Here is a 1,122-nt window from a genome sequence, read left to right on the forward strand (position 1 = left end):
GCGGCTGTGCTTTATGCGGCCTGGCTGCCCGGCGTTTTGCCGTTGTTCTTTTTTCGCTTTTTCCGCAGCGGGTGCTGCCGGGCCTTGCGGCGGCGCTTTTGTGCGTTCTTGCCGCGTCCGGGTATGCGCGTGCCGACAACTGGCAGGCTTCATTGTATAACGAAGGCCTGCCTTCCCATCTGGTGGCTGTGGACAAAAACCGCCAGACCTTCATGTTTTTTGAGAAAAAAAGTCCTCTCAAGCTCCGCTATACCTATCCCTGCACCACCGGGCAACTGACCGGCGACAAAAAGGTGCTCAATGACCTTCGCACGCCCGAAGGCGTCTATTTTGTGGAATACAAGATCGCCAGCGGGCTGGATTTCAAGGAATATGGCGGCATAGCCTACACGCTCAACTACCCCAATCCTGTGGACAAGCTGCGCGGCAAGACCGGCCACGGCATTTGGATACACAGCAAGGGACTGGGCATTGAACCGCTTTCAACACGGGGCTGTGTGGCGATCGGTCTGAAAGAAATTGACGAGGTCGGCCCGAGTCTTGTACCCGGAACTCCCGTGGTGCTGGCGGAGCGTCTGGACGAAACGTCTGTTCCGCAGCCGGATAACGGCACGGCCCGCGAACTGCGGCGGCTCATGCAGGCGTGGAGCAATGCCTGGGCGGCGCGCTCGTCCAGGATGTTCGATTTTTATGATGGCGACGCTTACAGCAAGGCCATGCCTGAAAGCTTCGCGGCCTTCAGGATGAACAAAGAACGCCTGTTCAAAATCCTCAGCTTTATCAAAATTTACAACCGTAAAATTCATGTACTTGAAGGGCCGGGCTATTGGGTCACCTGGTCTGAACAGTTTTATGCCGCGTCCAACCTTTCCACTGAAGGTGTCCGCCGCCTGTACTGGCAGCGGGGCAGCGACAAAAAGTTCCGCATTGTCGGTATGGAATGGGCGCCCCGTGACCTTGGCATGCGGGCCGCTTACCAGAAGGGCCAGCTTGTGGCCGAAGCGCCTTTGCAGATGGCTTCGGACGCTGACTCCGAAGCGCCGCAGCCGCCGCGCCTGGATATGCCTGAAAGCGCCGCTGACGGCGTGGAAACCGTGGCCGCCAATGCCGCCGACGGAAGCA

The 1,122-nt window shown here is 58.4% G+C and carries 1 protein-coding gene; it reads left to right on the forward strand.

All coding sequences use genetic code 11. The annotated features are described in order from the left end of the window. The coding region (locus V6C16_RS13930) for a L,D-transpeptidase family protein (protein WP_333543515.1) at positions 1-1,122 on the forward strand (1,122 nt) is incomplete at both ends.

The organism is Desulfovibrio sp. 1188_IL3213 (assembly GCF_036763145.1).
Classification (GTDB): Bacteria; Desulfobacterota; Desulfovibrionia; order Desulfovibrionales; family Desulfovibrionaceae; genus Desulfovibrio.